At 51.3% G+C, this 9,893-nt stretch carries 6 protein-coding genes and 1 pseudogene; 6 read left to right on the forward strand and 1 reads right to left on the reverse strand.

Annotated features, from left to right (window positions below):
- The coding region (locus tag A918_RS20890) for a leucyl aminopeptidase (protein ID WP_022712168.1) at positions 1–1,434 on the reverse strand (1,434 nt) is incomplete at its 3' end.
- Positions 1,435–1,713: 279 nt separating this feature from the next.
- Between A918_RS20890 and lptF the strand changes: the two genes are divergently transcribed.
- From lptF to rsmA, 6 genes and pseudogenes are all read left to right on the forward strand, one after another.
- Positions 1,714–2,919: an LPS export ABC transporter permease LptF gene (gene lptF / locus A918_RS0116745; RefSeq protein WP_022712169.1), complete on the forward strand. Its 1,206-nt coding sequence runs from the start codon at positions 1,714–1,716 to the stop codon at positions 2,917–2,919.
- A complete protein-coding gene (gene lptG, locus A918_RS0116750; protein WP_022712170.1) occupies positions 2,916–4,004 on the forward strand; it encodes an LPS export ABC transporter permease LptG in 1,089 nt (362 codons plus the stop codon). Before lptF ends, lptG begins: the two co-directional genes overlap by 4 nt.
- 158 nt (positions 4,005–4,162) lie before the next feature.
- Positions 4,163–6,349: pseudogene (locus A918_RS0116755) on the forward strand (LPS-assembly protein LptD); the annotation flags it as partial.
- A 608-nt stretch (positions 6,350–6,957) separates the two neighbouring features.
- Positions 6,958–7,911: a peptidylprolyl isomerase gene (locus A918_RS0116760; RefSeq protein ID WP_028233922.1), complete on the forward strand. Its 954-nt coding sequence runs from the start codon at positions 6,958–6,960 to the stop codon at positions 7,909–7,911.
- A gap of 97 nt (positions 7,912–8,008) precedes the next feature.
- Complete coding sequence (gene pdxA, locus A918_RS0116765; protein ID WP_022712173.1) at positions 8,009–9,052, forward strand: 4-hydroxythreonine-4-phosphate dehydrogenase PdxA; 1,044 nt, start codon at positions 8,009–8,011, stop codon at positions 9,050–9,052.
- Complete coding sequence (gene rsmA, locus A918_RS0116770) at positions 9,053–9,880, forward strand: 16S rRNA (adenine(1518)-N(6)/adenine(1519)-N(6))-dimethyltransferase RsmA (RefSeq protein ID WP_022712174.1); 828 nt, start codon at positions 9,053–9,055, stop codon at positions 9,878–9,880.
- Positions 9,881–9,893: the final 13 nt, after the last annotated feature.

A 9,893-nucleotide genomic window follows, 5' to 3' on the forward strand; every position in this document is an offset into this window, starting at 1 on the left:
CGAACCCCAGGATTCATTATATTCGCTGGCAGGTGAATCCATCGCAGTACCGGCAATATCCAGATGCGCCCAAGGTGTATCACCGACAAAACGTTTCAGGAACTGAGCCGCAGTGATCGAACCGGCAGGACGACCGGCCGAGTTACGCATATCTGCGAATTTGGAATCGATGATCTTGTCATATTCCTTGGTGAGCGGCATACGCCACAGTTTTTCACCGCTGGTCTGACCGGCATCAAACAGCTGCTCTGCCAGTTCATCATCATTGGAGAACAGACCCGCATGCTGGGTGCCGAGAGCGATTACAATCGCACCGGTCAGCGTTGCCAGATTGATCATGAAGCGCGGCTTATGGGTCTTGGCGGTGTAATACAGTGCATCAGCCAGAACCAGACGGCCTTCAGCATCGGTATTGATCACTTCAATCGTCTGACCGGACATGGTGGTGACGATATCACCCGGACGCTGTGCATTGCCATCCGGCATATTTTCCACAAGACCGATCACGCCGATAACATTGGCCTTAGCTTTACGACCGGCAAGAGCGCGCATCAGACCGGTAACAGCAGCTGCACCGCCCATGTCACCCTTCATATCTTCCATACTAAGCGCAGGCTTGATGGAGATACCGCCGGTATCGAACACAACGCCCTTACCGACAAAAGCCACCGGCTTGTCTTTGGCTTTGCCACCGTTCCATTCCATAACAACCAGACGCGGCGGACGGACAGAACCCTGAGCAACGCCGAGCAGCGAGCCCATGCCGAGCTTTTTCATTTCTTTTTCAGTGAGAATGGTGATTTTAACACCAAGTTTCTCAAGCTTTTCTGCTTCCGCAGCAAATTCAACCGGGCCGAGCACATTTGCAGGCTCATTGACCAGATCGCGCGCCAGCAGCACACCTTCACCAATTTCAGCCGCAGCTTCGTAAGCTTTTTCCGCACCGGCAGCATCAGCAACCTGAATGGTCAGCTTAACGTCTTTGGCCTCAGCCTTGTCGTCGTTTTTCTTGGTTTTGTACTTGTCAAAACGATAAGCGCGCAGCTGTGCGCCCAGAGCAAAATCCGCAGCCGCTTCAGCCGGAATTTCCAGACCGTCAATTGCGAGAATTGCATTGGCTTCAGCGGATTTGCCGATTTTGGCGAATGCCGCGCCGCCGATTTTCAGCCAGTCATCATTTTTCAGCTTGGCAGGATCGCCGATACCAACCAGAACCAGACGCTCTGCGCCTGCACCGTCAGCAAGGTAAGTTTCAAGCGTTGCACCAAGTTTGCCCTTGAAACCGGCTTTGGTAATCAGGCCGGAAACGAAACCTTCGCCGCCAACATGATTTGCCTGTGCGGCAACCGAACCGTCTTTGCTCACGGGTACAATCACGACATCTTTCAGCTTTTCTGAAAAATTCGAGAACTTGATGACTGGATTTTTGGACATAATAACTCCAATAGGTAAAAACAGAGTCGCATAACTCAATGCATTGTGTGGCTCTATCAAGACCAAACCACAAGCCATAAATTACCGTCTCTGACGAATAAGTGTTTTGTTAACCTAATTTCTTTGTCTATTTTTAGCCAAGACCCGATTATGATAAACACGGATTATATGACAAGCGTTTGCGTGCCGTCTTTAAACGATTATAAGATGTCAGCAAATTTGTATAACCGGCAGATAATAACAGGTTCAGCCCTAAGGTTCAGGATGTAAATTCAGCATATGAAACTGATCGAGCGATACATCCTGCGCCGCGTAGGAATAATGTTTCTGGCCGTGTTCTGCGCGGCCATCGGCATTACGTGGACAGTGCAGGTATTGCAGCGCATCAACTTCCTGACTTCCAGCGGCCAGTCTCTGGCAACAGCCATCCAGTTTTTCTCGCTGTTTATTCCCTCCGTCATCCCTCTGGTGATGCCGTTTGCACTGGTGATTGCCATCACGCAGACACTCTCCACCATGAATCAGGATTCGGAGCTGGTGGTCATCAATGCCTCCGGCAGCCCGCGCACGGCCGTTATCCGGCCGGTATTGCTGTTTGCTGCCATGCTTGCGGTTATTTCATTTCTGGTTGCCAATTTCGTCGATCCTTATGCACGCTATAATATGCGTTCCATGCTGGCCAATGCGAGCGCAGATTTGATCAATGTGGTTGTGCAGGAAGGCAGCTTCCGCAGATTGTCCGATAATCTCTATGTGCAGATTGCCGAGCGTAAATCAGACGGCAGCATCGGCGGCATGTTCATCGCCGATTCCCGCGATGCCAATACGGATCTGGTTTATTATGCGCTGGATGGCGCTATCGCCAATAATAATGGCAATGACGTTCTGCTGATGAATAATGGTGAGATTCAGCGCCGGGAAGTTAAAACCGGCAATGTTTCCATCATCAAATTTGATCAATATGCTTTTGACCTGAGCCAGTTTACAGATACAGGCGGTGACATGGTTCTTTATGCCAAAGACCGTCACCTGTCCTATCTCATCAATCCGGACAAGAATGACCCGATTTTTCAGACCAAGCCACTGCAATATCGCGCGGAACTGCATAAACGTCTGACAAACTGGCTTTATCCTTTCGTTTTCGCCATGATTGCTCTGGTTCTGGCTGGCGATGCGCGTTCCCATCGTGAAGCGCGAGTTTCCGCTTCCTTCTCGGCGATCTCGCTGTCACTGATCGTCTATTGGGCCGGATATTTTGTGTCTGACCGCGCTGAGAAGAACCTGAGCTATGTGCCGGTCATGTATCTTATTCCGCTCGGTGTCATTGCGGTCTGCCTCTATGCATTGTTCAGCGGACGCTCACTCAGCCTGCCGACCTCATGGTCGGACAGGATTCAGGACATAACCGAACAATTAACAACCCGCCTGCGTCCGCTTTATGAGCGCTTTGCCGGCAAGAAAAATACATCAGGAGGTCAGTCATGATCGGCTGGACGCTCGGACACTATTTTTTCATGCGCTATGTGCAAACCACGCTGTATTTTCTGCTGGGTATTTTTGCATTGTCGCTGCTGCTCGATTTTACGGAAAATGCCAGCAAGCTCTCCACCCTCCCCGATTATTCGGCATGGGCGGCACTCGGGCTTTCCGCGATGCGCATTCCCTTCATCATGCAGCAGGTTATTCCATTTGTGGCCCTGTTCTCTGCCATGGCCACGCTGATTTCGCTGAACCGCCGCTATGAACTGGTGGTAGCGCGTTCAGTCGGTGTTTCCGCATGGCAGTTTCTGCTGCCTGCCTGTCTTGGTGCCTTCCTGTTCGGCCTCATCACCATTTTCATCATTAATCCGCTTGCGGCTTATGGTTTTGAAAAATCGCTGGAAATCAGCACGCGCTGGCAAAACGGCAATGTTAATCAGGCTACAGCGCTGCGCGATCCATGGCTGCGCCAGAAATTTGATGAACAGGAAACCATTATCGGCGCCAAGGGCATTCTCGCACAGGGAACGCATCTGACCGGTGTCAGCTTCTTCGTCTTCAATGAAGACAAGACAATCAAAGAGCGTTTTGACGCCCGTGATGCTCAGCTGGAAGACGGTTACTGGAACCTGACCAATGTGACCCATATTGTCGAAGGTCAGGAACCTAAAGAACTTTTATCCACAAAGATTCCGACCCAGTTAAAACCGGAATTTCTCGAAGAAAAACTTTCTTCGCCCGACACGATTCCATTCGTGCAATTGCCCCGCAAGATTGAAGTCGCCCGCTCTTTCGGCTTTTCGGCCACCGCTTTTGACATGCAGTTCCAGTCTTTGCTGGCTTTGCCTGCTCTTTTGATGGCCATGACGCTGATTGCTGCAACAGTCTCATTAAAATTTGTGCGTTCCGGCCAGTCCGGAGCAATGATTCTGGGTGGCATCATTGCCGGGTTCGTGCTTTATGTCGTAACTGTACTTGCCAAAGCCTTTGGCACGGCAGGATTCGTGCCGCCATTTGTAGCGGCATGGGTACCGGTATTGATTGCAACATTTTTTGGAATCTCCTTTTTGCTCCATAAGGAGGATGGTTAGTGGGATTGAGTAGCTCCCGCACGGTAGTATCTGAGTACTTCACGCGTCTTGCACGCGGGACAGCTCTGGCGTGCATTTTTTCCACCTCTGTGATCATTTCCATGTCTTCCGTGGCTTACAGTCAGGAAGCAGCGCCTTCTGACGACTTCGGCAGCCAGTATCAGACCAATCCTGATGCCAAGATGCTGCTGCAGGCGGACAATCTGATTGTCGACCGCGATCAGAATACTGTCACCGCAGCGGGCAATGTTCAGATTGAATATGACGGCAATCGCTTAGTTGCGCGTCAGGTTGTCTACAACCAAAAAACCAAACGCATGGTTGCTAAAGGCAATGTTGAAATTGTCGAAAAAGACGGCAACCGCATTTATTCTGATGAAATCGATGTGACCGATGATTTCCGCGACGGCTTTGTAAACGGCCTGCGCGTTGAAACCGTTGATGACACACGTTTTGCAGCGGAAAGCGCGGAACGCAGTCTCGGTGAAATCACCACATTTAATAATGGTGTTTACACCGCCTGCCGTGCCTGTGAAAAAGATCCGAGCAAGCCGGTTCTCTGGCAGGTTAAAGCCAAAAAAATTATCTGGAACGGCACCAAGAAAACTGTCCGCTTTGAAGGCGGCCGTTTTGAAATGTTCGGCAAGTCGCTTTTTGCCCTGCCTGCTTTCGAAATTGCTGACCCGACCATCAAGCGCAAGAGCGGCTTCCTGTTCCCGAGCTTCCTCTATAAAGACGAGCTGGGTTTCGGTATGCGGGTGGGCTATTTCTGGAATCTGGCTCCGAATTATGACATCACCACTTATGGTACAGGCCTGACAAAACAGGGCTTCTTAAGTGAAACCGAATGGCGTCACCGTCTTGAAAACGGCTCTTATAATATCCGCGTAGCGGGTATTTATCAGGCAAAACCGGGAGAGTTTGGCTCCGCAACAGTTGATGCGCAAGAGCGTTTCCGCGGCATGGTTGCTTCCAAAGGTGATTTCAAAATCAATCCGCGCTGGAGCTTTGGCTGGGATGTTATCGCCCAGACCGACAAGAATTTCAGCCGTACCTATAAAATCGGCGGTTATAGCGGTGAATCCCTGACATCCAATGTCTATTTGCGCGGTATATCCGGTCGCAACCATCTTGATATTAACCTGTACAAGTTCAAAGTGCAGGAAGATGTGCTGAACGGCAGCCAATATGCAGTTGATACGAAGCAGCCTTGGGTACTGCCAAGCGTTGACTATCTCTATACTGTTCCGGGTTCTGTCTATGGCGGCGAACTGACCATTACCAGCAATCTGCAGGGCATTTATCGCGAAACGTCTGATAAAATTTATCAGAACGGCGCTGCCCGCTTCCTGAATGGCATGAAGGGCACCAGTGCCCGTCTGACCACCGAAGCAGAATGGAAACGGACTTTCATCACCGAACAGGGTCTGGTCATTACCCCTCTCCTCGCTCTGCGTGGCGATGCGATTGGTATTAGCACCAATGATACATTCGGCACTGTGAATGAAATCCGTTCGCAGGCTTTCCGCGGCATGGCAACTGCCGGTCTGGAAGTTCGCTGGCCGATCCTGTTCTCCACAACCAGCATGACACAGGTGCTGGAACCGACAGCGCAGATTTTTGTTCGTAATGACGAGCCTTATGCCGGTCGTCTGCCGAATGAAGATGCACAGAGCTTTGTCTTTGATGCGACCAGTCTTTTCCAGCGCGACAAGTTCTCCGGTTACGACCGTATTGAAGGCGGTACTCGCGCCAATCTTGGTCTGCGCTATTCCGGTAATATGAATAATGGCTGGTCCATCCATGGTCTTGCCGGTCAGTCCTTCCAGCTGGGTGGCCTGAACTCCTTTGCCGAAAGCGACTTTGCCGGTGCCGGTGCGGATTCCGGTCTTGAAGGCAAGCGTTCTGACTATGTTGCAATGCTTGGCATGTCCAACAATTCCGGTCTCGCATTTGCGGCACGCGGACGCTTTGACAAAGATAATTTTGACGTCAAACGCGGTGAAGTGGAAGCCAGCCACAGCGGACAGATTGTTCAGGCCTCGGTTAAATATGCTTATATTGCCAAGCAGCCGGATTATGGCTATGCGAATGACCGTCAGGAAGTCAGCCTGAGCGCCTCAACACGTTTCAAAGAAAACTGGCGTGTGTTTGGCTCCGGTACCTATGATATCGTATCAGAAACTCTGGTACGTGCTCAATCCGGTCTGGCCTATGATGATGAGTGCTTCACCTATTCGATGGCCTATATTCAGACACGCAGTCCGGGTCAGGATAAGATTTCCCATTCGGTCGGCTTCAATATTTCCTTCCGTACACTGGGCGATCTGGGCAGTTCATTCTAAGCCCGTTTGACAATCAGAAATTATATTACGGCCTGCTTTATGCGGGCCGTAATTTTATCCAGAGCGGTTTACGTTCAGATTGGATCATAGCGCTCGCTCTAAATTCTTTATTTGGTCGCGAAAAAGCATGCACCGATTTTCCGATAACGACATGCGTGAAAACAAAGAGATCGAGCGGTTCTACCGGCTCAATATTAACAGGAACCGCTCTGAACCTGCGTTTTGCACGCAGATTACTTCGCAAACGCATCATAAAATCGTACGATTTACACTCTAATTCTCATTCGGAACGCATCTGTATATCGGAATACAGCAATGCAAACAGGGGATAATGGCAGCAATCACACAGGCTTTGACTGTGGAGAATAAAGATTGTCTGCGTAGTTTCAGGTAAGAGCGGGTATAAACGGGGTCGAAATTCGCTGTTTTCATGCATTCTTAAACAGATGAGAGATTGTTTCACTGCAACTGCTCATCTATACAAGAATGAAAATCCTGACAGGATGTGACAACAGAAGTCATTTTATCTATTACTTCTCCCTATCAGGAGACGATCACGTCCTGAGGCACGGAACGGGAAACCAGGTATGAAATTTGCTACTATGAGCATGAATTTTAATAAACGCATTCTGGCTGCTGTGTTTGCCGGTACTGTTGCAATGACAGCTTTGAGCGTGACGGAATTTACCGGCACTGCCAAAGCTGCCGAAATTAAAGTGATCGTCAACAGCAATCCGATTACCAATGTGGACATTGCGAACCGTGCTGCCTTCCTTAAATTGCAGCGCCGCGGCGGCAATCTCAACAAGCAGGCTCAGGATGAGCTGGTTGAAGAAATGCTCAAGCGTGTGGAAATGAAATCACGCGGCATTGTTGTTTCGGATCAGGAAATTGAAACTGCCTATGCAGGCTTTGCCTCGCGTAACAAAATGAGCGTTGCGCAGCTTAACCAGCTGATGAATCAGGCCGGTATCACGCCGAAGCATTTTAAAACCTTTATCATGGTGCAGATGGGCTGGAGCCGTGCGATCGGCGCCCGCTTCCGCTCCGAAGGTATGATGAGCGAGCAGGATGCTGTTCAGCGCATGCTGAAGGATGGCGGGAAAAAGCCTTCAACCAGTGAATATACATTGCAGCAGGTGATTTTCGTTGTACCTGCCGCCAGCCGCTCGGCAGGCACAATGGCGAAACGCCGTTCCGAAGCCAATGCTCTGCGCAACCGCTTCTCCAGCTGCGAAACAACACGTTCCCAGACCAAAGGTATGCTGGATGTGACCGTGCGTGATCTCGGCAAGCATCTGGAACTGCAATTACCGCCGGAATGGTCAAAACAGTTGAAAGCAACAGCTGTAGGCCGTCCGACAGCGGTTCAGGATACTGATAAAGGCGTTGAATTCCTCGCCGTCTGTGCCAAGCGCACTGTATCGGATGACCGTGTTGCACAGCTGACTTTCTCCATGGAAGGTACCGGCAGCAATGCAGATCAGGAAAAGAAAGCTGAAGAAATCAGCAAGAAATATGTCAAAGAACTGCGCGAAAAAGCGAAAATCGTTAATCGCTAACCCTGAAAAAGCCACGCAGAAATTATTCTGCGTGGCTGATCTGATTTAAGTATTTTTCTGTTTACGGCCTCATTACACAGCAGAACCGGAGCATAAAATGGTTTTTCCGCAGCATGGAGAGGCTTCCATAGCACCGGTCGCTCTGAGCATCGGCGACCCGTCCGGTATCGGGCCGGATATTGCCCTCACCGCATGGGCGCAGCGGGAAAAGCATGCGCTGCCTCCGTTTTTTATCCTTGCCGACCCGTCCTTGCTGACAGCAAGAGCCAGACAGCTTGGTCTTGATATCCCTTTCAGCATCTGCCAGCCGTCTGAAGCAACACAGCGCTTTTGCCATCATCTGCCTGTTGTGCCTCTGGCCAACCGGCTGACTGACAAGCCGGGCGTGCCGCAGACCGCCAATGCCGCCGGTATTATCGAGGCGATTGAACGCGCCACACATTATGTGCTCGATGGTCAGGCCAGTGCAGTCACAACCTGCCCTATCGCCAAGAAACCGCTTTACGAAGCCGGTTTTGGTTTTCCGGGGCATACGGAATTTCTTGCCCATCTGGCTTCCCGCCATCTCGGGGTTGAAGTACGACCTGTCATGATGCTGGCTGGCCCGCAATTGCGCGCTGTGCCGGTGACAATTCATATTCCGCTGCATAAAGTGCCGGAAGCACTGACAACAGCTGCGATCATTGAAACCATCCGCATTACCGATCATGATCTGCGCACACGTTTTGGCATCAAAAATCCGCGCATTGCAGTCTCCGGTCTCAACCCTCATGCAGGTGAAGGCGGAGCGCTCGGCCATGAAGATGATGCTGTCATCCGCCCTGCTATTGAGCAGCTCAAAAGCGAAGGTATCAATATTCGCGGCCCGCTGCCTGCGGATACAATGTTCCACAAACAGGCCCTGACAACCTATGATACGGCAATCTGCATGTATCACGATCAGGCACTTATTCCTGCCAAAGCGCTGGCCTTTGATGAAACGGTCAATGTAACACTCGGCCTGCCTTTCATCCGCACCTCTCCCGACCACGGGACTGCTTTTGACATTGCAGGACGCGGCATTGCCCGACCGGACAGCCTGATCGCCGCGCTTAAACTGGCCGCAGAGCTGGCACATAATCATAAACGGACACAAGACTGAATGAGCATTGATAATCTGCCGCCACTGCGTGATGTGATTGAACGTCACGAACTGAATGCCAAAAAATCCCTCGGCCAGAACTTCCTGCTCGATCTCAACCTGACATCCAAAATTGCCCGACAGGCCGGTGACCTACAGGATCAGCCGGTGATTGAGGTCGGCCCCGGCCCCGGCGGTCTGACACGCGCTATTCTGGCTCAGGGCGGCATTGTCACGGCAATCGAACGTGATGAGCGCTGCCTGCCCGCGCTGGAGGAAATCGCTGCGGAATATCCGGGGCGTTTACGTGTCATTTCCGGTGATGCTTTGCAGCAGGATTTTAAGGCGCTGTTTCCTGATCCGGCCAAAAAGCCGAAAATCATCGCTAACCTGCCTTATAATGTCGGCACGCAATTGCTGATCGGCTGGCTGCTGAGTGAGCCATGGCCGCCTTTTTACAGCTCGATGACCCTGATGTTCCAGAAGGAAGTTGCCGAGCGCATTGTTGCCCGTGCCGGTGATGATGCCTATGGCCGTCTTGGTGTGCTGGCCGGATGGCGTACGCAGTCTAAAATCGCCTTTGATCTGCCGCCGCAGGCTTTCACACCGCCGCCGAAAGTCACGTCTGCCGTTGTGCATATGATCCCGCGGGAAGAGCCGCTGGCCTGCCCACCGCAGCTTCTGGAGCGCGTAACGCAAGCGGCATTCGGGCAGCGCCGCAAGATGCTACGCCAAAGCCTCAAGCCGCTTGGTGGTGAAACCCTGCTCAATAAAGCAGGCATTGATCCGACGCGCCGTGCAGAGACGCTCAGCGTCGAAGAATTTGTGCATCTGGCAAACCAGCTCTGAGATATAAAAAAAA

Source organism: Pseudochrobactrum sp. AO18b (genome assembly GCF_000409565.1).
GTDB lineage: Bacteria > Pseudomonadota > Alphaproteobacteria > Rhizobiales > Rhizobiaceae > Pseudochrobactrum > Pseudochrobactrum saccharolyticum.

Bases quoted from the DNA above. Each gene is read 5' to 3' on its own strand.
- pdxA (WP_022712173.1), top strand. From the start codon at position 8,009: ATGGTTTTTCCGCAGCATGGAGAGGCTTCCATAGCACCGGTCGCTCTG.
- lptF (WP_022712169.1), top strand. From the start codon at position 1,714: ATGAAACTGATCGAGCGATACATCCTGCGCCGCGTAGGAATAATGTTT.
- A918_RS0116760 (WP_028233922.1), top strand. From the start codon at position 6,958: ATGAATTTTAATAAACGCATTCTGGCTGCTGTGTTTGCCGGTACTGTT.
- rsmA (WP_022712174.1), top strand. From the start codon at position 9,053: ATGAGCATTGATAATCTGCCGCCACTGCGTGATGTGATTGAACGTCAC.
- lptG (WP_022712170.1), top strand. From the start codon at position 2,916: ATGATCGGCTGGACGCTCGGACACTATTTTTTCATGCGCTATGTGCAA.